This window comes from Endozoicomonas sp. SESOKO1 (assembly GCF_024606265.1).
Classification (GTDB): Bacteria; Pseudomonadota; Gammaproteobacteria; order Pseudomonadales; family Endozoicomonadaceae; genus Endozoicomonas.
This window is the reverse complement of the sequence record NZ_JAHHPP010000348.1, coordinates 1-22582: the sequence shown is the minus strand read 5'-3', so window position 1 is coordinate 22582 and position 22582 is coordinate 1. Positions and strand designations below refer to the sequence as shown.

Genomic DNA, 22582 nt, shown 5'->3' with positions numbered 1-22582 from the left:
TTTTCTGATCAGATCAAGATATTAAAAAACGTTTTAGTTTAACTTTTTGTTCACGATAACTTTCAGGAAAGTAGTGGAAATAAACATTCAATTCATCCTCACCCATTTCTTTAGCTCCCATTTTTCGGTGGAAGGAAAGTACTGACTTATTTTCCTTTCTTACATCAAAGTGGGAACGAGAAAATTGCACTTCTTCAAAAGCAAACCTATAAACAAGCATCGCACTTTCTATAGCTGCAAACCTTGTTTTATCTTCATTAAGAATCCAGCTACCCCAACAGAAGCTATTAGCTTGTTCTATAAAATCATAAAGTCTAACCGTACCAATTGGTATTTCATCTATTTTTCTTTCTATAATGAAATAATACTCTTTACCTTCCCTCTCTCTGCTTTTATATTCTTTGATCCAGTTTCTCTGAGCATTCACATCATTTATGGTAGTTGATAAGTACTGATTATATCGAATATCTAATCTTAAGCCTAATATAAATTCTGCATCGTCAGGCTCAACAAATCTTAAACGAATAGTCTTTGAATAAAGCATTTTGTGACCATGAATACTGGGATTTATTGTTGAACAATTAACGTAAATTTTTCGTAGTCGCGAATATAGTCAGCTTCATCGTACAACTCACTGGCCAGGACCATCAGCACACAATCCTCAGTAAAATCGTACATTTCCCGCCAGATATTATTGCCAATGTAAAGCCCATAAGTGGGTGAGTCTAAGCGACAATCCACCGTCTCCCGACCATTATCCAGCAAAAACGAGCAAGCGCCCTTCACGCATACAGCAACCTGCTGCAGCGCCTTGTGTGCATGGAACCCCCGTCGTACATTTTCCGGGGTACCGTAAATATAATAGACCCGCTTGATCTCGAAAGGGATATTACGGTTCTGCTCCAACGCCACCAGGCCACCTCGGCCATCGGTGATTTCGTTAAAATAAATAAATTCTGGTTCCATTATCATGCTCCCTGCAGTGCTTCAAATGCCAGCCTTGACAGGTATTGCCCGTAACTGGTTTTGCTCAATGTTTCACCTTTCTGGCGAAGATCGTCAACGGTCAGCCACTCATTGTTAAAAGCGATCTCCTCCAGGCATGCCACTTTCATACCCTGTCGGTGCTCAATGGTCTGGATAAAATGGCCCGCTTCCAGCAGCGCATCGTGGGTACCGGTATCCAGCCAGGCGAAGCCACGCCCCAGCAGCTCTACGTGGAGTTTATTCTGCTCCAGATAAACCCGGTTCAGATCAGTAATTTCCAATTCGCCCCGCTCAGAAGGCTGAATCTCGCGGCTCAGGTCAACGACATCGTTATCATAAAAATAGAGGCCGGTCACCGCATAGTGGGACCTGGGCTTTGCAGGCTTTTCTTCAAGTGAGGTGACTTTACCGTGACCATCAAACGCTACAACACCAAAACGTTCTGGATCAGCCACCTGATAGCCAAAGACAGTGGCTCCCTCTATACGGGCCGCTGCTTCCTGCAATTTTGGGGTAAAACCCTGCCCGTAATAAATATTATCTCCCAGCACCAGCGCCACCCGGTCAGGCCCAATAAAGTTTCGCCCAATGGTAAAAGCCTGCACCAGCCCTTTCGGTTCCGGCTGAATGGCATAGCTCAGGTTAATACCAAACTGACTGCCATCCCCCAAAACATTAAAGAAGTGAAGCTGGTCTTCCGGCGTGGTAATAATCAGAATATCCCGAATACCCGCCAGCATCAGCACCGATAACGGGTAATAAATCATCGGTTTGTCGTAGACCGGTAGCAACTGCTTTGAGACACCCAATGTGATCGGATGCAACCGGGTACCGCTGCCACCGGCCAGGATAATTCCTTTCATTGTTTATTCCTTAATTGAACCCAGTCGTTCCCGCTGATAGCTGCCATCCTGGACATGTTGGCACCATTCACTGTTTTCCAGATACCACTGCACGGTTTTACGTAGCCCGGTTTCAAACGTTTCTTGCGGTTTCCATCCCAATTCATGCCCAATTTTACTGGCATCAATGGCATAACGGAGATCATGACCCGGGCGGTCGGTAACAAAAGTGATCAGGTTTTTATAGGCTGCAACGCCTTTTGGCTTATTTGGCGCCAACTCTTCCAGCAAGGAGCAGATAGCCAGAACTACTTCTATATTTTGTTTTTCGTTATGGCCACCAATGTTGTAGGTTTCTCCTACCTTGCCCTCAGTGACCACTTTGTAAAGTGCTCTGGCATGGTCTTCTACGAAAAGCCAGTCCCGAGTTTGTTTGCCGTCGCCATAAACCGGCAACGGTTTTCCTTCCAGGGCATTTAGAATCACCAATGGAATCAGTTTTTCGGGAAAGTGATAAGGGCCATAGTTGTTGGAACAGTTGGTGATGATTACTGGCAGAGAATAAGTCCGGTGCCAAGCTCGGACCAAGTGATCCGAAGCTGCTTTACTGGCTGAATAGGGTGAGCTTGGGGCATAAGGTGTCGTCTCGGTAAACAGGTCATCGGCTCCTTCCAGATCACCGTACACCTCATCAGTGGAAATATGATGGAAACGAAAGGCTGCCTTTTTCTCGGAAGCCAGCTTATTCCAATAAGCTCTGGCCACTTCCAGTAAGGTATAGGTACCAACAATATTGGTTTGAATAAACTCTGAAGGGCCATCAATAGAACGGTCTACATGGCTTTCTGCGGCCAGGTGCATTACCAGGTCAGGCTGAAATTTTGTAAACAGGTGCTGAATAATTTCGATATTGCTGATATCTGATTGAACAAAATGGTAACGTTCGCTGTCAGATACTGATAACAGTGACTCAAGATTCCCTGCGTAGGTCAACTTGTCAACATTAATGACCCGGTGATCCGTTTCATTGATTAAGAAACGAATCAGTGCAGAGCCAATAAATCCGGCACCGCCGGTGACTAGGATGGTTTTCATTATGGGATGTTCAGGTAGTTTATGTGTTGGACAATGCTTCACATACATTATCCATAATTTGCTAGGAGGCTGGTTAAGTAGCAATGTAGGGTTTGTTATTTGCTCCTGACCGCCGGGCTGAATACCAAGATAAAAATATCTACGAGAAAATCATACGATTTCAGAACTTACAGATATGCGGAAAATCATTTTATATTATGCGTTTGGCAAGCTGACAGAACCAGAAATAACCTAAAGATTTTACTGATAAAGCTAAAACCTTAATCTTGCTCTTTGACAAAAATAGCACCATCAATCGCCACCCCAGCCTGCTGCAAGCGTCGGTTAGCTGTTTCAATGTCTTTTACAGAGGTTTGTCCTGCCTGAATAATCATCAAATTCGTTGCGCACCGGCCGCCAACCACCACCCCATCAGTCACATTAAGAATGGACGGTACATTGATCAATACCACGTCATAATGACTGGATCCCCAGTCCAGCAGTTTTTGAAACCTGATACTCATTAGCTGTTCAGATGGATTATCCGGATAGCTATTACCGGAAATCAAATCAAGGTTTTCACCAATCGTGATCGCTGAGTGGTCGTTATTGATCAGTTTTTCCGCCAGCCCATGCCCTCCGGTTGTATCAAAATGCTTGAACATTTTACCCTGGCGCAGATCTGCATCCAGGAGTAATACTTTTTTACCCGCTTCGGCCAGCTCACTGGCTAACTGGATGATGACATGGTCCTGTTCAATAACCGGGGACGGACTGCACATCATCGCCCGATTATTGGCTGCATTTTCCAACTGGTATAGCAGGTTGGTACGTAACGCTTTGAAACCTTCGCGACATCCCGGTGTCGTTTTTAATTCCTCAGTGCTGGCCACTTCAGCAATTACGGTAAGCCCGGTTTTGCTTTCTGCTTCTTGTGAGGTATGCAGCACCTTTCGCATCATTTCACGGACAAACACCACTACAATTCCCAGCATCCCTCCCAGCATAACTGCCAATACAATAACAAGGGCGTATTTGGGTCTGACCGGATCTTCGCTGGACACCGCATCACTGAGTACATGACGATCATTTTTAGCGATAGTCCTGGCGTTTTCCAATAAATCGATTTTGTTCTGGATACCGATCTGAGCCAATTTCAGCTCTTCGGACCGGGCATTTTTTTCAGCCATGCCCTGCTCTTTGGTCAGCGCTATCTCTTGTTGTATTTTCAATAATCTGGATTTCAGTAAAACCAGTGATTTTTCAATCGAACTCACCAGTAATTGATTGCGCTGTTCATAATAGTAATCAATGAGGGCATTTAATAACTGGACATTTTCCTGGGGACTCGTTCCGGTAATGGTAATTTCAAGAACGTCTGTACCCCTGACTTTTTCAGCAACCTGTAATCGCTCCTGAAAGTCTTTGACCATATCAAATGAAGGGGTCTCCAGGTTAGATTGTTCTTCAGTAATAAAATCACGAACAAAGCCGTAGCTCCGCATCTGCTCAACCGTAATACTTGAGTTGATGGAAACATCGGCCACATGTTCAATATCCAGCAAACTTAAAATCAGACTGCTTTGGCTATGTTCAATTTTTATTAATGCACTTGCCTGATAAACCGGCTTAACCGCAAGAAGGTAGCACAGGGCAAGGACGAACGAAGCCAGTGTGGTACCAATAATCCAACGTCTACCACGGAACAGGATCGCTGCGATCTCAGGGAGGGAGATCATATCGTCGTCCATGGCGTGTACAGCATTATGTTCGGAATATTGTGTCATTTAAAAATTTATCATTCAGAAGAAAAGGAACAAAAGAAAGTCAGGGTCAGATACCGGGAAAAATCATGGAAGCTCGCACACGGCGAGGAGTTCAGACAAATATTGAGTGCTTGACGAAGGGTGTTTGGCACGATCTATCATGGGCCGGAGTTTGCGCCTTTAGGCCCTATGGGTCCTTCGACAGGCTCAGGATGAACGGAGATCAAGTTCAAAATGTCGAAATTATTTCAGGACAATTCCTATGGGATTGGTTCGTTTTTGCTCCTAATCCTCAGCCTGAAACCCAACGACTACTGAACAACAACATACTTTTCCCGAATCACTTTCCGGAACTTCTCAGGCACCTGATCCCAAACAAAAAGATCGGCACGAAATGGCAGGTTACTCTCTTCCAGCGCTTCCCTGAGTTCAGCTATCGCAATTGCCTGTTCCGGGCCGGAAAAGGCAACCATATCAAGATCCAATGCGAAATGGGCCTTGCCATTAACTCTTGAGCCATAAGCCCAGACTTCGATATCTGGCAAATGTTTTTTCAGCAATGCCTGTAGCAGTAACAGTTCATCATGTGTCAGATCAAGGTGTTCCGGAGGATGATCGGTAGAGCAATTCATAACCAGGGTTCCCCGCTCATGGTTTCGTATAAGGCAACCGAATCCTTAATGAAAGCACCCATTAAATCAAGCCCCAGGCAAAACAGCGCCATAGCGCAAGGCAAAATCCCGAATGTTGCGATAGACCGTTAATAACTCGCTGGCCAGCGGCAAGGCCCGGTTCAACGTCTCGGCATTCAGTTCACTGTCTTCCGGGTAATCATGGGCAAAAGCGTTGCGCATCTCACGAAATAGAGGCCATTGGGCTGCATTATCAATCGCCCCTATTTTTTCCAGCCGGTTGAGCTTGTCGATAAAGGTGTTCAACGCCCCCTGCTCTCCCACCAAATCCAGCACCTGGGGAAAGAGTTTTGCGCCCATGGCATCCTGTAATTTACTGAACCGGGTGGCAAGTTGATCCATGTACGCCACTTCAGCCGGGGCAAGGTTTTCAAACGCTTTGGCACTCAGTGGAAACAGGCTTTTCACTTCGGCCATCACCCATTCAAGGCGCAAGGCATGACGGTCACAAATCCAGAGGGTGCGCCCGATAACGTCAGCAATTTGTCGTCCACTACCCATTCCTTTCACCTGCTCTGTTGCCATTCAATTGAATCCCGGTATTTCTGGCTTCATGGTGAATCGCTTCCCGGGGTTTTCCTCGTCGGTAGATGACCAGGTCAATTTTCTGGTCTCCGATGTGCTGCTTGATGGCTACCAGGCTGTGGAGTTTGGCATCTATAACTGCTTCCGGGCTTTGCAGGTCGGTTTCTATATAGAGGTCAATATCACCGCCACGCCGATTATCATCAACTCTGGAGCCAAAGAGCCAGATATCAGTTTTGGCACCAAAGTAATGCTGAAGCATGTTGCAAATATGACCCGCCTGTTCGTTTGTGATTCTCAATGGTATTGACCTGCCATTATTCTTTATTAAACCAGAAGCACACTGATATTTTCAGGACTCGTAGCTCATAGCCGGACGCCCTCTGCCAGCGCGATACGGGTGAATGGATCAGTATCGTCTGCGGCAATCACCAGGTCAATTTTCTGCTCTCCGATAAGGTCGTACAGAGCCAGCCGTATGCCTGTCCTGTCTTTCAAACCCAGTGTTTTTGACAGGATGAGCAGGTCAATATCACCTCCTTTTGCCTGGTCATTCGCCCTTGAACCAAACAACCATATTTGCGCCTGAGGGTCTGCCTGATAAATCACCTTTCTAATGGCGTTTTGCTCTGCGGTCGTGAGTCTCAATGGTGCTTAACCTATTTAGAAACGCTGTGAAAAGCGCTGTAATAAGACAGTGCATATCTTTTGTTTTTCATTGCCAATGTCGTTTAAGCATTAATCACTAACAAAGCCTGACCCCTTGCCTGGCAATCTCATGAATGGCCAGCATTTCATGCCGGGTATCATGAATCAGAACATCCACTTTCAACTCACCCCAGCGGTCTTCAAATGCCATCCGGAAGTTAATTTTTCGTTCCAGGGTATTACCGATATTGTCTGCCTCAATATAAAGGTCAATATCCCCCCCTTTTTTTGTATCATCAGCCCGAGAGCCAAACAGCCAGACGCGGGCATTTTCTGCTACATGTTTTCTTGCGAGTTCGACGATACTCTGTGCCATCGCCTCAGATATCCGCACGCTCTATCTCCGTTAGCTCTATTCCTTGCTGGTCACAGTAACGGTGAACATTCTCAGCAACCTGAAGCAGCAAAGGCGTATTCTGCCACGCCATATTTAACGCATTCACTCTTTCTGCCTCTGCTTCCGGATAGTCATGGGCAAACGCATTTCGGATCTCACGCCACTGACGCCATTGATCAGCAGAGTCCAGAATCCCCCTTTTTTCTATCCGGTTAAGAATATCTGCCATATTATTCAATAATACTGATATAACGATTCAATACCTCTTCCTGGGCGCTGGTCACCATGCCAATAAACCCACCGTAGTCCTTTTGGGTAAGCGCTTTATCCAGCGCCTCATAATAGGCCAGACGGTTTTCTTTGCGGATAATGACCGGCAAATAACCACTGCCCATCAAATCAAAGTTCATTAACAGCCGGGCGGTTCGACCATTGCCATCGACAAAGGGATGAATACCGACAAAATCCACATGCAGCCGGGCAGACCGCTCCAGGGGGTGATAGCTCTGCTGATGGTACCATTCAACCAAATCATTCATCAGCTGTGGTAGGTGGTAATGGTCCGGGGGCGTGTGTTCGGCACCAGCAATAACAACATTCTGCTGACGGTAGCGACCTGCATTGCCATCATCTATATTTTTCAGCACTAGCTGGTGAATACTTTTTACCAGCCTTTCGCTGAATGGCTCATCCCTTTCTACTACCGACTCTACCCATTCAATAGCCTCACGGTGATTAATCGCCTCAAAATGCTCCCGTAGGGATTTACCCCCAACAGTAATACCCTCAAGCACTACCTTCGTTTCTTTCAGGGTCAGGGTATTGCCCTCAATGGCATTGGAGTGGTATGTCCATTCCAGTACCAGGGCCTCATGGAGTGACCGGACCGTTTCTTTCGGCAGAGGCCTTAAGGTATCAAGCTGTTGCTTAAGTGCATCAATCTGGCCAAAGCGGTTTGTGTTATTCATTTGAACTCAGGACCTGCCGGTTAAATCACTTTTCCGGATCAATCTACCTTTTGCCTGGTTACAACGCTCAGCGCTTCAGATTTGAAAATCTGGAGGATACGTCGCTCTATATTTTCGACTTATATTTTCGACTATAGAAGTCGCTCAATCATATAAATCAACCGAAAAGAACGCTACCGCCCGTCGACTTAAGCATATGCCGAAACAACTTCGCGGAAAACAACTAATCTGCTGGAGCAGAAGTTGCATCACCGTAAAAATTTCTTATGTGACTTCCTTAACGTAATAAGGACTATTAAAGGCCTTATTTTTTTAGCAGCTTTACAAAATTTGCGCATTATACACGACAACCAAGAAGTAATCACGACCGGAAAAGCCCTTATTCGTGTTTTTTTATGAGGAGAATGATCAAGGCACCGATTATCTGTGGATTACGCACCTTCAGGAAAAGCTTCCGGTGATTGCCCCTTCACTGGCAGGCCAGAGCAGCTGGTGGTTTTTATCTATCTCCTCACGAAAACTATCGGGAATACTGTGCCAGGCAAGCGCCTGTACAATAATGGGTATATTAGAGTCCCGCAGGGTTTCGAGAAACAGGCTCAACTGCTCATAGTCTGTCATCTTGTCCTGATCCGGGGGAAAGTGCACAACGAGATCCAGGTCACTGGTGTCATGGTTGGTCCCCTTGACCCGGCTGCCGTAAGCCCAGATTTCAGTGCCCGGGGCAAATATCTGTTCGGCAATAGCACAGATTGCCTTGCGGTCCTTATCCCTGAGATCAATCATTGTCCGCTTGCCCTGAATGCTGCCTTATGGATTTTTCAAGAGCCTGCGCATCCACCACGAAGTCAGGCAATAATTTCAAGGTATATTCGGCAAATTTTTTCCCATAGTCATTGGCAGTATTATTACGATTATCACGATAAGCCAACCAGCGATCGGCCTGCTCCAATGACAGCAAATCGTGCTGGGCAGCTTGCCGGAAGACCTCCTTGAACACCATTCGATCAACCGCTTTGGGGCTATGCATAAAATCCTTCAAACATTTGCGCAGCAACTTGCCAGCCTGCTCAAGGATGATCTCAAACTCTTTCACACAGGCAGATCGGTACATCTCATAGTCGATACTGCCATCTTCAGCCTGGACAACTTTTTCGTAGCCCATATCAAGGGTCCTGATACAACGACTGAAGAACATTGTATCTATTGTCATATCGTTTTCCTGAATGGGCCTCCACAGAATGCATGAAGAATCGCCATTAACCTGAATTAAGGGCCTATCATGGAACATACCGAACCAGTATACCCTCAAGCCCCATCGCTTTCCTGATGGTAACTTTTATCTGCTGAAGTTCATCTGGACGCACTTCAGGACCAATATAAACCCGATAAAAAACCTTGCCCTTTTCTGTAGCAATTTTTTTCTGGAAAGCACTATATCCCTTATTTTTCAGCTGCCTCTCCAGATTATCAGCGTTAGCTTTATCGGCGAACGTTGCCAACTGCAGGGACCAGGCCTTCAGATGACCTTTTTCATCTATCCCTGTCGCCTTATCAGCACGAACGCTTTCTGGCTCGAGAACAATTTCAGCGGAAGAAGATACCACTTCAACAACATCCTGAGGAATATCAAGCTGATCAACAAATGCAGGCACCGGAGGGGATTCGAGTTTTGGAGCTTCAGGGGAAGATCTGGAGGTAACCAGGGGATGAGTCTCTCCTCCCCTGAAAAGTGCAGGCGCAATAATGATTAATAAGGCCAGCAATACGACAGCACCTATCAGTCTTTGTTTAAGTCCCTCGCCCAAGATGCGCTCCATAGTAATAGATAAACAGTACTTATTCCTGCACATAGGCCGGGAAGTCTATTAAAGGACAATGCCTTAAACTCATTGCATCTTAAGCGAATTCCATCTAAATCTACAAGGGTAATGCATGCAATACTCAAGGGACTTATCGCTATGGCTGAACCATTATACGAAGCGGATTTTTACAGCTGGACACAGCAGCAGGCAGAACTTATTCGTCAGGGCAGACTGGGAGAACTGGATTTGGACAATATCCTCGAGGAAATTGAAAGCATGGGCAGAAGCGAATACCGGCAATTGAGTCACCGGCTGGACATTCTGCTGATGCATTTACTGAAGTGGGCTTATCAGCCTGATCACAGGAGCAGTAGCTGGCAGGGGTCTATCGAAGAGCAGCGATTTCGCATTCAGAAAGTGATTAAAGAAAACCCGGGGCTAAAGCCAAAGATTAACGGTGCAATGGACGATGCCTATCCGGCAGCACGGATTTCTGCCTTTAAGGAAACCGGTATTAGCAAGGAAGAGTTTCCAGACGCATGCCCATGGACCTACGAACAGATTATGGATGAAAAATTCTGGCCTGATATTTGAGCGGTTCCCGAGGATGCATAACGGAGGCTGGCAAGTGTGAAAAAAAACGATTTTTCCCTCGTTCCCATGCTTTCAGGCCCTGTGGGTCCTGCGTGGGAATGCATACCGAAGCTCACAGACATTCTCGTTACTGGCAGTTTATCGGGAACTTGGGGTAGGCATTCCCACGGAGGACCGTGGGAACGAGGCGAAGGCAAACTCAGTGGCTGTTGGCCAGGGCAACAGATACCGTCATAAACGATCCCGTAACCAGCACCCGGTCTCCAGAAGTTGAGTCTGCCAGGGCATGATGCAATGCTTCAGCAACATTCTGATAGTGATTAACTGGATACCCCCGGGCAAGAAGCTTCTGTGCCAACTCCTGTCCAGGCAATGCCCTTGGAGACTCAAACTGGGCAACATACCACTCATCAATATTGCTGCTTATGCAGTCGACAACGGCCATGTAATCCTTGTCCTTACACATGGCAATAACCACCCGGGTCTTCCCTTCAACCGGAAACTCTTCAAGTCGTTGTTTTAGCATTTCTGCTGCCTGGGGATTGTGCGCAACATCAAGCACAACATCAATCGACTCACCAGACTCATTTTCCATCATCAACTTCTGGAATCGCCCGGTAACCGATACCTGCGATAAGCCCTGTTGAATAGCCTCGATGGCAATCGGTTCAGGCAAAAATTGCAGTGCCTGCAATGCGGTCGCTGCATTATCAATCACCACATTGGGAACCGGCAGGTTTTCCATCCTCTGATTTGAACCACAGGACCAATGCCATGTATTACCCGACCTTTCCAGGGTAAACGCCTCTCCCCTGCAATACAGGGAACTGCCAAGACGCTCAGCCATTTCAGTGATGGCATGGGGCACTGGCTGATCGCCAAATATTGCCGGTTTACTGGCACGGAATATGCCTGACTTCTCTCTGGCAATGGCTTCAATGCTGTAGCCAAGGTATTCCTGGTGGTCCAGCGCCACCGTCGTAATTACCGATACATTCGGGTCAACCACATTGGTAGCATCCAGTCGCCCACCCAGACCAACCTCTATCAACGCGACATCCACCTCAGCCCTTTTAAAGCAGTCAATGGCAGCCAGGGTGGCAAATTCAAAGTAGGTTAACCATGTCGTTTTACGGCCATCGTTTATCTTATCAAAAGCATCACATAGCCACTCATCACTTACCTGCTGGCCATCGATGCGAATTCTTTCGTTAAACTTGAGAAAATGCGGTGAGGTAAATAGCCCTACCTTATATCCACCAGCCAGCAGCACCGCTTCAAGAACAGCCAGCGTCGAACCTTTGCCATTGGTGCCCCCAACGGTAATAACGAACGGCGCAGGCTTGAGCAAATCCAGCTTTTCACCCACCAGGCGAATCCGGTCCAACCCAAAGTCGATCTCATTTTCTGGACGCGTCTGTTCCATCCAGGTTAACCACTGTGAAAGGTTTTTTTCTTTCTTTGCAAAAGAGGACAACGTCACATCTCCAGACGAATGAATTCACACGCAAGACCCAAGGGCCTGCGTGGGAACGAGAGAGATAAAAAGAGGGATCAGACTGCGGCAGGATCTGCAAATTCCACATCAGCATCCGCCCTGCCCTGCATTTTCCGGCAAAGCCTGGCGATGGTGGAGCGCAGTTCAGATCGCGCAACAATCAAATCAATGGCACCGTGATCCAACAGGAATTCACTGCGCTGGAAGCCTTCCGGCAGTTTTTCCCGGACGGTCTGCTCAATAACCCTGGGCCCCGCAAAGCCAATCAGGGCGCCAGGTTCCGCCATATTGATATCACCCAGCATGGCAAGACTGGCAGAAACACCACCATACACAGGGTCAGTCATTACAGAGATGTAAGGAATCCCTGCCTGGCGCATTCTTTCCAGTGCTGCACTGGTTTTCGCCATCTGCATCAGAGAAAACAGGGCTTCCTGCATGCGGGCACCGCCACTGGCAGAAAAGCAGATCAGCGGCATCTTCTCTTTCAGGCACAACTCGGCAGCACGGGCAAACTTTTCCCCGACCACAGAGCCCATGGAACCACCCATAAAAGCAAACTCAAAGGCAACGGCAGCGACCGGAATGTCCTCGACGGTACCACGCATGGCCACCAGGGCATCCTTTTCGCCGGTCTGTTTTTGCGCGGCTGTGAGTCGATCACGGTACTTTTTAGTGTCGCGGAACTTCAAGCGGTCATCGGGCTCCAGCTCAGCAAACAGCTCTTCCCTTCCCTCCCGGTCGAGAAAGTAATCCAGCCGCGTGCGGGCGCTGATTCTCATATGATGCTGACACTTGGGACAGACACCCTGATTCCTGTCCAACTCCGGACGATAGAGAACAGCCTCACATTTCACGCACTTGCGCCAAAGCCCTTCTGGCACACTGCTGTTTTTCTGCGCATTGGCAGAACGTGATAACGATGGAATCAGTTTATCGACTAACCAGTTGCTCATTCATTCATCCTGTCATCGTCCATAGCTGAGCGCATTTCGGCAATTTTACTGGCAACACGGTCAATGGCGGCCTGCCCTTCACTGCCATACTTTGCCAGCTCAGATACCAGAACACTGCCCGCAATGACACCATCCGCTGTTCGCCCTATCGCTGCAGCAGACTCACCATCACGGATACCAAAGCCAACACACACCGGAACACTGGCAAAACGGCGGATGTGGTTGACCCGCTCTTCAACTTCTGCCGTATTCAATATTGCCGCACCTGTGACTCCTTTGAGAGAAACATAATAAAGGTAACCACTGGCAATACTGCAGATCTTGGCAATCCGTTCATCGGATGTGGTCGGTGTAATCAGGTTAATCATGTCCATACCGTGGTCATTCAGACTAACCAGGAAATCACCCGCCGCTTCCGGCGGCAGATCCACCATCAGCACGCCATCAACACCCGCCTGGCTGGCCAGCTCAACAAAGCGGTCGTATCCCATGATCTCTACCGGATTGAGATAGCCCATCAGGACAACCGGCGTGACATTATCCCTTGCCCGGAATTCAGAAACCATTGCAAAAACGTCATACAATGTAACACCGTGTGATACTGCCCGCTCATGGGCCTGGGCAATCACCGGACCATCCGCCACCGGATCTGAGAAAGGAAAGCCCAGCTCAATCATATCCGCACCATTGCCAACCAACTGATGCATAACGTCGACGGTCTTTCCCGGAGGGTCACCCGCAAGAATGTAGGGTATCAGAGCCTTACGCTGTTGCCCCCGTAACCTTTCAAAGCAGGTTTTAATTCTGTTCGTTTCAAGACTCATGCTCTGCCCACCTTATACTTCAAGGCCGTCAATCGCGGCAACCGTATGAATATCCTTATCACCACGGCCTGACAGGTTGCAGATAATGATCTGGTCCTTGTCCATCGTGGGCGCGAGTTTATCAACCCATGCCAGGGCATGGGCACTTTCCAGCGCTGGCATAATACCCTCAAGGCGGGTCAGCTTACGGAACGCCGCCAGGGCCTCTTCATCCGTTGCCGCCGGGTATTGCGCACGGCCGATATCTTTCAGGTAGCTATGCTCTGGGCCAACCCCCGGGTAGTCCAACCCGGCTGACACAGAGTGACTCTCGATAATCTGGCCATGTTCATTGGTCATCAGGTACGTTCTGGCCCCCTGCAGCACGCCCGGGCGACCGGAACTCATTCGGGCCGCATGTTTATCGGTATCAACACCGTGCCCTGCCGCTTCAACACCGTACAGCTTGACGTCTTTATCCAGGATAAATTCATGGAACAGCCCCATGGCATTAGAGCCACCACCCACACAGGCAACCAGGGCATCCGGCAGGCGCCCTTCCTTTTCCAGAATCTGCCGACGGGCTTCCCGGCCAATAATACTCTGCAGATTGCGCACCATTTCCGGATAGGGTGATGGACCACAAACCGTACCCAGCAGGTAGAAGGTGTCTTCAGGGCGCGCCACCCAGTCCCTGAGCGCTTCATTAATGGCGTCTTTCAGCGTCTGGGAACCGGTTTCTACCGGAACCACGGTGGCCCCCAGCAGCTTCATGCGATAGACGTTCAATGCCTGGCGTTTAACATCCTTGGCACCCATATAGACGACACACTCCAACCCAAGGCGAGCGGCCACTGTCGCCGAGGCAACACCGTGCTGACCAGCACCGGTCTCCGCAATAATCCGGGTTTTGCCCATATGTTTGGCCAGCAGCGCCTGGCCAACCGCATGGTTGATTTTATGGGCACCGGTATGATTCAGGTCTTCGCGCTTCAGGTAGATCTTTGCGCCACCAAGCGCCTGAGTCCAGCGCTCAGCATAATAGAGCGGTGAAGGACGACCGACAAAGTCAGCCAGGTCACGGTCAAAATCTTCCTGGAAATTCTTGTCCCGCCAGAGCTCTCGCCAGGTGCGATCAAGGTCTTCCAGCGCACCCATCAGGGTTTCGGCCACGAAACGTCCACCGTAACGGCCAAAATTCCCCATTAGATCTGGTTGTTCGTACCTGTGTTCTTCAGAAGAACGAACGTGGGGTTCAGAAATTTCTAGATCGACCATCATCTTCCTGCCGCTTTGATACGGATGTTATCGATAAAAGCTTTGATTTTGTCGTGATCCTTAATGCCAGGCCGACTCTCCACGCCACTGCTGACATCAACGCCATAGGGTCGAACCCTGTTAATTGCCTGAGCGATATTGTCAGGACTCAGACCTCCGGCAAGTACCAGAGGTTTATTCAGCTCATGGGGTATCAAATCCCAGTCAAAGGATTCACCGGTACCACCAGCCTCTCCGGGCTTATAACTGTCCAGAAGGTAGCCACAGGCCGTTGCATAGGGTGCCACCATTGCGGTCACGGCGATATCCGGCCGAACACGGAAGGCTTTCATATAACGGATCCCCCAGCGGGCGCACTCGGCTTCTGTTTCATTCCCATGAAATTGCAGGAGTGAAAGGGGAACCGCATCCAGAACCGATTGAATCAGTTGATCAGAGGCATCCACAAACAGCCCAACCACCGAAACAAAAGGTGGCAGAACCCGGACAATCTCCACGGCCTGTTCAACCGTGACGGAACGCCGACTTTTACGGTAAAACACCAGGCCGATAGCGTCAGCCCCGCTGTCAGCAGCGACCAGGCCATCGTCAACACGGGTAATTCCACAGATTTTTATACGAGGAGATACTTCCATTTCCCGGTGTTCTCTTTCCCACGCCCTGTGCCTGGAGACGATCCGGAACACAGAGCCAACCAAGGGTAAGGGCTTGAAAGTGCTTCCACACTGCCAACGCCAAAGATCAATGCGAAAGAGTTGGCAACCCCTGAACGACCGTTGATCTTATCAGAACATTCCGTGAATTACTGCACCTTGCACATCATTTCAAAGAGTTTAATGTGTACAATCTCCGTTCACCCTGAGCCTGTCGAAGGGTGATTGGCACGGTCTTTGTGGTTGGTTCACAGTCCACACCCTTCGACAGGCTCAGGATGAACGTGGTTCTGCAACCCAGCAAAATCTCCGCTACAGAACGAACAGAGTTTTGAGGTCATTGAAGCAGCCCATCAATTGCATTGAAACCGTTTACCAGTCTTGGAAAACCGTCGATTTACAGCGGAATTAATGGCGCAATAAAGTGCGGGTTTGACTCACTGGCCGGCAGTCCAAACACCTCATCATATCCGGCATCAACAAAATAAAGCCCACAGGGTGAAGCGGTTACCCCACCCTGGGCACGATCCCGGGCATCCAGCACCTCTTTTGCCCAGCCAGGCTCCCGTTTGCCGCAGCCCACCGCCATTAACACACCGGCAAAGTTACGAATCATATGATGCAAAAACGCATTGGCCTGAACATCAATAACAATCAGCGGTCCGTGGCGGGAAATAGCCAGCCGGGTGACATGCCTCACCGGGTTCTTTGCCTGACACTGAATCGCACGATAGGAGGTAAAATCATGCTCCCCCACCAGGTACTCTGCCGCCGCCTTCATTCGTTCAACATCCAGGGGCCGATAGTTCCAGGTTACCCCTTTGCAGAGATGTGCCGGCCGGATGGGATGGTTATAAATCACGTAGCGATAACGTCGCCACAGGGCGGAAAAGCGGGCATGAAAGTCATCAGACACTGGCTTTACCCAGTTTACAGCCACATCATCCGGCAAATTGGCATTTGCACCATAGGCCCAGCCCCGCTCGGTACGAACGGCATCCGTATCGAAATGAATGATCTGATTGCAGCCATGAACACGGGCATCGGTCCTGCCTGCGCAGATAACAGCAACGGGATGGTTAGCCACTTTTGACAGCGCAGCTTCTACAGCAGCCTGCACAGTGGGTAAACCGGTCTTGAGAACCTGCCAACCAAAAAAACGGGAGCCATCGTATTGAACACTGGCAGCATAACGGGGCATGAAAGAAAAATACCTATAGAAAATTGCCAAGGGCAGAATTTAAGCAGGACTGCTTGCGGGTATATTACCACCAGGAGATGTTATCGGGTTAGTGCTGCCAGGCTCTGTAATAAATAAATAGTCACCTGGTTGTCAAACCAGGGCGTTCTGCAGCCGTTCCGGCACGGGAAAAAGCTGCTTTTGCTGCATAGTCCAGCCCTTTTCCCACCAGATAGCCGACACCTGCACCGACCATGACCGAGCCTGTGCCAGACAGGATTCGGTCCATAGGATCAGGATGATTCTCACGTCTTGACGCTTTTGGTGGACTCAGTAATGGAGTTGTGATGGCACTACTGCAACCCAGGCCACAGAGCGCTCCTGCGTAGGTACACGACTGGACAATATGAGAATCCTGCTGAATGAAGGGGGGGATATCAAGGTTATCCATATACGTGGATACGGTATCACGAATTTCCACAGCACCTTGCCATAATCTGGTACAACCGTGATAGGCAGCTTGTGAGATGAGGTATCCCGCAGTGCCCAAAGCGCCCATATATAAGGCGCGATTCAGAAAATTGTCGTTGACCGACATGCTATATACAAGAAAGCCGAAAGCAAGTCCGGTCATAGTACCTGCCAAAGCCAGCGTATCCTTCATGACAGAGGTAGAAATAATAACGTTGGTCGTTGAGCCTGTACCTGAGTTGATATCCATTGTTAATTCCCTCTCTAATATTAAGAATGTGACGTTTTACGTCAGGCGACCAGTGGTTATCGATCTAAGGCATTCAGCCGCCATCCTGGCGCCGGAAAAGGCTGCTTTTGCCGTATAGTCCAGCACTTTTCCCACCAGATATCCGACACCTGCACCGACCATGACCGAGCTTGGGCCAGACTTGATTCGGTCCATAACATTAGGAGGAGGCCAGCAAGGAGGAGGATCATATTCGCCAGAGTGCGCACGTCTATCCATTTCTATTGACTCTTCTGATTGAATCAGTAATGGATATTCGAGGGCACGACTGTAACGCAGGCTATACAACGCCCCGGCGTAGGTAAATGCCTGGACAATATGAGAATCCTGACTGAAGGGGGTAATGCCAGGGTTATTCATATACGTGGATACGGTAGCACGAATTACCTCAGTGCCTTTCCAGAAGGCGGTACAACCGTGACAGGCACTTTGTGCGATGAGGTATCCCGCAGTGCCACAAGCACCCATATATATGGCACGATTCAGAAAATTGTCTTCGACCGCGAAGGCAAATACAGGAAAGCCAGAAGCAAGCCCTGACAGGGTACCTGCCAAGACCAAAGCATCCTTCACTACAGAGGTAGAAATGACTACGTTGTTCTTCGAACCTGCAACTGGATTGATATTCATAGTTGAGTCGCTATTCTGGACAATATGAGAATCCAGACTGGTGGGGGTATTACCAAGGTTATTGATATACGTGGATACTGTATCAGGAATTTCCACAGCACGTTGCCAGAAGGCGACAAAACCGTGATAGGCACTTTTGGCGATGAGGTATCCCGCAGTGCCACTAGCGCCCACATATAAGGCGCGATTCAGAAAATTGTCGTCGTTCATGGTGCGGGATACAAGAAAGCCAAAAGCAAGCCCTGACAGGGTACCTGCCAAGGACAAAGTATCCTTCATTACAGAGGTAGAAATAACAACGTTGGTCGTTGAGCCTGCACCTGAGTTGATATTCATAGTTAAGCCGCAACCTGATGGAAGAATCTGACGCTCTATGTGAGTTAGCCCTGTAGATGCCCAAGCCAGAAAAAAGTTCCCGCCAGCCGGTAAAAAAAGGGCTTTTTCCGCACCGCCGGTCAAAGACAAGGGGCGAATCAATGGATTCGCCCCGGAATAACTTCATCATTTTATTCAGACTGGGAAAGTGCCGCCGCCCGCTTCCCGCCACCCGCTGCCCGCAAAAGCACAAGTGGTTCCAACTTTTCGGGAAACGGGCGGCGGGTAGCGTCTGCAGAAATGTCGAAGTTATTTCAGGACAGCTCCCAACTAAACTATGCCCCATATTTACCTGACATGGTTATTTTATCGATGAATACCATTTCCCGTTCCCACTCACTCGTTTCCATGGATATCGACGTACAAGCGACGATCGATCCCTGTCCCATTTGCCTTCTTGATTTTCACGGCCGTGATGTGGCGCCCACTGTCGTCACAACCCGATGCAGTCATCACTTCGATCTGGGGTGTATTGCCAAAGCTTTTATTTCACAGCCTGTTGGTTCACGCCAGTGCGCGATGTGTCGGCAAAACCCCATGCCTCTGGTGAATGTGGACACCAATAAATCTTACCCGGATGAATTTTTCCCCGATCAGGTGTTTTTCGACGCTTGCCTGTACAATGAGCTGGAGACCGTCAAGCACCTGGTCAACAAGGGCGTTGATATCAATGCCCATATGGATGATGGCTTCACTGCCCTGATGCTGGCCTCCCAACAAGGGCACATGGCGATCGCCTTACTGCTGATTGACAAGGGCGCTGACGTCAATGCTGCCCGGAGTAATGCCATCGAACTCAATGGCTTCAACGCCCTGATGTCAGCCTCACAGGAAGGGCACAGAGCGATCGTTGAACTGCTGATCGACAAGGGTGCCCACGTCAATGCCGTTACAGACAATGGCTTCACCGCCCTGATGCTGGCCTGCCAGCAAGGACACACAACGGTCGCCGAGCTGCTGATCGACAAGAGTGCAAACATCAATGCCAGAAATTGCATTGGCTTCACGGCCCTGATGTCGGCCTCCCGGCAAGGGCACATAGCGGTTGCCGAACTGCTGATCAACAAAGGTGCTGACATCAATGCCGTTATGGCCAATGGCTCCACTGCCCTGATGTCGGCCTGCCAGCCAGGTCACAAAGCGGTTGCCGAACTGTTGATCAACAGAGGCGCTGACGTCAATGCCTGCCGGAGTAATGCCGGAAATACCGATGGCTTCACGGCCCTGATGTTAGCCTCCTGGCTAGGGCACAAGGCTGTCGTCGGCTTGCTGATCGACAAGGATGCGAATATCAATGCCAAAAATTGCCATGGCTTCACGGCCCTGGCGCTGGCCTCCAAGAAGGGATACAAGGCAGTCGCCGAACTGCTGATCGACAAAGGCGCTGACCTCAACGCCAGAAATTGCCATGGCTTCACGGCCCTGATGTCAGTCTGTCAGGAAGGACATACCTCAGTCGCCGAGCTATTGATCATCAAAGGCTCTGACGTCAATGCCACCCTGGACGACGGCTTCACGGCCCTGATGTTAGCCTGCCAACAAGGACATCAAGCGGTCGCCGAGCTGCTGATCGACAGAGGCGCCCACGTCAATGCCGTTATGAACCATGGCTTCACAGCCCTGATGTCAGCTGCCCAGGAAGGACATGAATCGGTCGCCGAGCTGCTGATTGAAAGGGGTGCCAACGTCAATGCCGTTACGGACAATGGCTCCACTGCCCTGATGAGGGCCGCCTGGCAGGGGCACGAGACGGTTGTCAAGCTGCTGATCGACAAAGGTGCCAAAGACAAAGACGGCAATGCCCTGCTGCTGGCAATCCAGAACAGACACAGGGTGATCATTCAGCTACTGATCAAAGCCCGGGCTAATCAGTAATAATTATCAGATCGCCATGACTCCCGGCTTAGGATTTACCAGACGCCGGGCATATCAACATATTGAACTTATGGGTCATGTACAGGTCTCTTTATGACTATTTAAATCAAAAAAAGTTGGATTACTCTATGACTCCAGGCTTTCCTCACCAAACAGGTAATTATTACCCACCAGGCTCGATGCCTCAGCATGACACTTATAGCCAATCAGCTATCAATGACCCAAATCCAGCTGAAATCGTTCAAAATGAACGGATAAACATCACCAGAACCATTCGGACACAGGGCCTGAAACCCGATCAGCCACATGTTCATTCAGAACAGCCTTCAGCCAACCCGTTACAGCGGGGCAAAATCAAGGCTGACTCTACACAACCGCCGCATTTTAATCAGCTACCGAAACACTATCCTGCACCCTCCGCCGCACCAACGTTAAACCGGGGGCTTTCCGGCACTGATATCCCTGCCCTCGGCCATCAGGCAGCCAACCAGTTCACTGACGCGCCTCCAACAGCAGGCAGGAACCAATACATACCCATGCAAACCAATCAGGATAACTGCGTTCCATCAACAAATCCTTTTTCCACCCCCGGTGGAAACAGTTATCAGGCGGCGATGCCATGGAATCAAGCGCCGGTAAAATCCTTGACAGAGCTACAAAAGGAACACGACATTTCTTCACAACTGTTTGAGTTGTGTGGCAAGCAGGCCGTTGCACTGCTCAATCAACAGGCCGTTGCACTGCTCAATCAAATGAGCAATACCGGCTCAACCTTTTCGACTTGCCAGCCTACGGGAACTTCTGCCAGTCACTCTACTTATCCGGGTGCGAGTTTATCAGGAGCGTCCGCCCGCTTACCGTTTTCGCAAATTGCCTACAATAGGCCTGCAGCTGATTACTCCGGTTACAGGCCGAGTGAAAATGCCAGTGGTGCTAATGCTATAGACTACGGACACTCGTCTCTGGTACCAACAAACATGAAATCACAAAACCTTATACAGATCCTGCCCTCTTCATCCCAGCTGAAGCGCCCACACAATCCGGACTGGAACCATTATGGGAAAATTGGGGCATTTCAGCCCATAAAATCTTCCCCATCCACCATCACTTATCAAAATGATCAAGCCATGGGGTTAAGTGGTCCGGCCTACAGCCACCAATATTCAGTAAACCAAATGAAACAGAGGACACCCTCTAATGAACCACAGGGCATGATGATTCCCCAGGCTGGTTACTCTGCGGCCAGAAGTACTTATTCTAACAACAGGCAAATGACGTACCATGCACAACCCCCGATAAATCCTATGGTGCAAAACCTTTCAACACCACCTGGACAAAACCTCACAGCCAACCCTTCATCCTCCCTGCAGTCACCCGGGTTTGTGTACTCTGCAACCAGTCACCCGGTTTCAGTCTCGTCAAATTCCGGTGATAGAACCAACTCGTCCTTGAGTGCTACCACCAGTAAATCGACACCAGTTAACTACGACACTGTGCAACAAGCCACAGGTTGCCCGGATACCGGGGCCAGACAAACCAGCAAAGAAACTCAACAGCAAAACCCGACACCGGCAAGCACACGTGTCAGAAGCAAATCAGTGGATTTTGATTGGCAAGCTCCTGAATTTGACCGACAGTCCAAAGAGATTTTGTTATTAATCAAAGAGACCCAAAAGATAATGGGTATAGACAAACTGGACGTGCCCTGGGTTACCCCCGCACACGTGTTAATCATTGCAGCAGACGCAATCGAGGGCAACATAACAGAAACAACGATGCAAATATTTCGTTTAGCCTATCTAAAAAGCCTGCCAAATGAACCAGATAATCCATTAGAAAATGTCAATCAGGCGATGGCCAGGGTCGTCAGCAATTGGTATGAACAAGGCGAAGAAGAAAGAATAGAGACTGAATACTTCGAACTATTAAATTCCATCAATAAATACAGACAGGCGAAAAAACAGATAAAATTGCAGAAAAGAGCTTCCTTTACCAGGGTTTTTCAAATAGCTGCTGAAATTTTAAAGTCTGAAAGGAAAGCAATTGGAAGTAGTCACTTACCACCAAAGAAAGAAAGAGCCGACTTTGTTGACTACATTCAAACAGCCTTGGAGTTCATTAAACGCTCCTCAGAAAGCACGAAAGAGACAACCACCAAACAGGGAAAAAGCAACAACGAATATTTAAACGACGCAGTAATAATGAAGGATTAAGAAGGGTAAATGGCGGTGAGGGAGGGATTCGAACCCTCGATACGGCTACAAACCGTATACTCC

The 22582-nt window shown here is 49.0% G+C and carries 26 protein-coding genes; 3 read left to right on the top strand and 23 right to left on the bottom strand.

Annotation, left to right across the window (positions count from 1 at the left end):
- Window positions 1-13: 13 nt before the first annotated feature.
- From KDK13_RS15910 to KDK13_RS15840, 15 genes are all read right to left on the bottom strand, one after another.
- Window positions 14-544 (bottom strand): GNAT family N-acetyltransferase, encoded by a 531-nt coding sequence (locus KDK13_RS15910; protein ID WP_257285960.1) that lies wholly within the window; start codon window positions 542-544, stop codon window positions 14-16.
- A gap of 23 nt (window positions 545-567) precedes the next feature.
- Window positions 568-966, bottom strand: a complete 399-nt coding sequence (locus KDK13_RS15905) for an FdtA/QdtA family cupin domain-containing protein (protein ID WP_257285959.1) — start codon at window positions 964-966, stop codon at window positions 568-570.
- A gap of 2 nt (window positions 967-968) precedes the next feature.
- Window positions 969-1850 (bottom strand): glucose-1-phosphate thymidylyltransferase RfbA, encoded by an 882-nt coding sequence (gene rfbA, locus KDK13_RS15900; protein WP_257285958.1) that lies wholly within the window; start codon window positions 1848-1850, stop codon window positions 969-971.
- A 3-nt stretch (window positions 1851-1853) separates the two neighbouring features.
- Window positions 1854-2924 (bottom strand): dTDP-glucose 4,6-dehydratase, encoded by a 1071-nt coding sequence (gene rfbB, locus KDK13_RS15895; protein ID WP_257285957.1) that lies wholly within the window; start codon window positions 2922-2924, stop codon window positions 1854-1856.
- 260 nt (window positions 2925-3184) lie between these two features.
- Window positions 3185-4690 carry a GNVR domain-containing protein gene (locus tag KDK13_RS15890; protein ID WP_257285956.1) on the bottom strand — a complete coding sequence of 502 codons (1506 nt, stop codon included), beginning with the start codon at window positions 4688-4690 and terminating at the stop codon, window positions 3185-3187.
- A 290-nt stretch (window positions 4691-4980) separates the two neighbouring features.
- On the bottom strand, window positions 4981-5301 hold the full coding sequence (locus KDK13_RS15885) for a nucleotidyltransferase domain-containing protein (RefSeq protein ID WP_257285955.1): 321 nt from the start codon (window positions 5299-5301) through the stop codon (window positions 4981-4983).
- 66 nt (window positions 5302-5367) lie between these two features.
- Entirely contained in the window at window positions 5368-5886 is a 519-nt protein-coding gene (locus KDK13_RS15880; protein WP_257285954.1) for a hypothetical protein, read from the bottom strand.
- The gene (locus tag KDK13_RS15875; RefSeq protein WP_257285953.1) at window positions 5855-6187 is read right to left on the bottom strand and encodes a nucleotidyltransferase domain-containing protein; all 333 of its coding nucleotides are present in this window, start codon (window positions 6185-6187) and stop codon (window positions 5855-5857) included. The genes KDK13_RS15880 and KDK13_RS15875 overlap by 32 nt, the downstream gene beginning before the upstream one ends.
- A 65-nt stretch (window positions 6188-6252) precedes the next feature.
- Complete coding sequence (locus tag KDK13_RS15870) at window positions 6253-6534, bottom strand: nucleotidyltransferase family protein (RefSeq protein WP_257285952.1); 282 nt, start codon at window positions 6532-6534, stop codon at window positions 6253-6255.
- 97 nt (window positions 6535-6631) lie between these two features.
- Window positions 6632-6928: a nucleotidyltransferase domain-containing protein gene (locus KDK13_RS15865; protein ID WP_257285951.1), complete on the bottom strand. Its 297-nt coding sequence runs from the start codon at window positions 6926-6928 to the stop codon at window positions 6632-6634.
- Window positions 6915-7160, bottom strand: a complete 246-nt coding sequence (locus KDK13_RS15860; protein WP_257285950.1) for a hypothetical protein — start codon at window positions 7158-7160, stop codon at window positions 6915-6917. The genes KDK13_RS15865 and KDK13_RS15860 overlap by 14 nt, the downstream gene beginning before the upstream one ends.
- A gap of 1 nt (window position 7161) precedes the next feature.
- Window positions 7162-7899 carry a Fic family protein gene (locus KDK13_RS15855; protein WP_257285949.1) on the bottom strand — a complete coding sequence of 246 codons (738 nt, stop codon included), beginning with the start codon at window positions 7897-7899 and terminating at the stop codon, window positions 7162-7164.
- 441 nt (window positions 7900-8340) lie between these two features.
- On the bottom strand, window positions 8341-8685 hold the full coding sequence (locus KDK13_RS15850; protein WP_257285948.1) for a nucleotidyltransferase family protein: 345 nt from the start codon (window positions 8683-8685) through the stop codon (window positions 8341-8343).
- Window positions 8678-9112, bottom strand: a complete 435-nt coding sequence (locus KDK13_RS15845) for a nucleotidyltransferase substrate binding protein (RefSeq protein WP_257285947.1) — start codon at window positions 9110-9112, stop codon at window positions 8678-8680. Before KDK13_RS15845 ends, KDK13_RS15850 begins: the two co-directional genes overlap by 8 nt.
- A gap of 67 nt (window positions 9113-9179) precedes the next feature.
- Entirely contained in the window at window positions 9180-9707 is a 528-nt protein-coding gene (locus KDK13_RS15840; protein ID WP_257285945.1) for an SPOR domain-containing protein, read from the bottom strand.
- Window positions 9708-9860: 153 nt separating this feature from the next.
- Here KDK13_RS15840 and KDK13_RS15835 point away from each other — a divergent pair, with 153 nt between their 5' ends.
- Window positions 9861-10298, top strand: a complete 438-nt coding sequence (locus KDK13_RS15835; RefSeq protein WP_257285944.1) for a DUF29 domain-containing protein — start codon at window positions 9861-9863, stop codon at window positions 10296-10298.
- 199 nt (window positions 10299-10497) lie between these two features.
- Here KDK13_RS15835 and folC read toward each other — a convergent pair whose 3' ends face one another.
- The 8 genes from folC to KDK13_RS15795 form a co-directional block, all read right to left on the bottom strand.
- Window positions 10498-11781, bottom strand: coding sequence for a bifunctional tetrahydrofolate synthase/dihydrofolate synthase (gene folC, locus KDK13_RS15830; protein WP_257285943.1), 1284 nt, complete (start codon window positions 11779-11781; stop codon window positions 10498-10500).
- Window positions 11782-11852: 71 nt separating this feature from the next.
- A complete protein-coding gene (accD, locus tag KDK13_RS15825) occupies window positions 11853-12752 on the bottom strand; it encodes an acetyl-CoA carboxylase, carboxyltransferase subunit beta (RefSeq protein ID WP_257285942.1) in 900 nt (299 codons plus the stop codon).
- On the bottom strand, window positions 12749-13576 hold the full coding sequence (gene trpA / locus KDK13_RS15820) for a tryptophan synthase subunit alpha (protein WP_257285941.1): 828 nt from the start codon (window positions 13574-13576) through the stop codon (window positions 12749-12751). The genes accD and trpA overlap by 4 nt, the downstream gene beginning before the upstream one ends.
- Before the next feature lie 12 nt (window positions 13577-13588).
- Window positions 13589-14761 (bottom strand): tryptophan synthase subunit beta, encoded by a 1173-nt coding sequence (gene trpB, locus KDK13_RS15815; protein ID WP_373692251.1) that lies wholly within the window; start codon window positions 14759-14761, stop codon window positions 13589-13591.
- Between the two features lie 71 nt (window positions 14762-14832).
- Window positions 14833-15519: a phosphoribosylanthranilate isomerase gene (locus KDK13_RS15810; protein WP_373692250.1), complete on the bottom strand. Its 687-nt coding sequence runs from the start codon at window positions 15517-15519 to the stop codon at window positions 14833-14835.
- A 364-nt stretch (window positions 15520-15883) separates the two neighbouring features.
- A complete protein-coding gene (gene truA / locus KDK13_RS15805) occupies window positions 15884-16687 on the bottom strand; it encodes a tRNA pseudouridine(38-40) synthase TruA (protein WP_257285939.1) in 804 nt (267 codons plus the stop codon).
- 121 nt (window positions 16688-16808) lie between these two features.
- Window positions 16809-17387, bottom strand: a complete 579-nt coding sequence (locus KDK13_RS15800) for a hypothetical protein (protein WP_257285938.1) — start codon at window positions 17385-17387, stop codon at window positions 16809-16811.
- Between the two features lie 36 nt (window positions 17388-17423).
- Window positions 17424-18392 carry a hypothetical protein gene (locus KDK13_RS15795; protein WP_257285937.1) on the bottom strand — a complete coding sequence of 323 codons (969 nt, stop codon included), beginning with the start codon at window positions 18390-18392 and terminating at the stop codon, window positions 17424-17426.
- 351 nt (window positions 18393-18743) lie between these two features.
- Here KDK13_RS15795 and KDK13_RS15790 point away from each other — a divergent pair, with 351 nt between their 5' ends.
- Window positions 18744-20306, top strand: coding sequence for an ankyrin repeat domain-containing protein (locus tag KDK13_RS15790; protein WP_257285936.1), 1563 nt, complete (start codon window positions 18744-18746; stop codon window positions 20304-20306).
- 752 nt (window positions 20307-21058) lie between these two features.
- Window positions 21059-22519: a hypothetical protein gene (locus tag KDK13_RS15785; protein WP_257285935.1), complete on the top strand. Its 1461-nt coding sequence runs from the start codon at window positions 21059-21061 to the stop codon at window positions 22517-22519.
- Window positions 22520-22582: the final 63 nt, after the last annotated feature.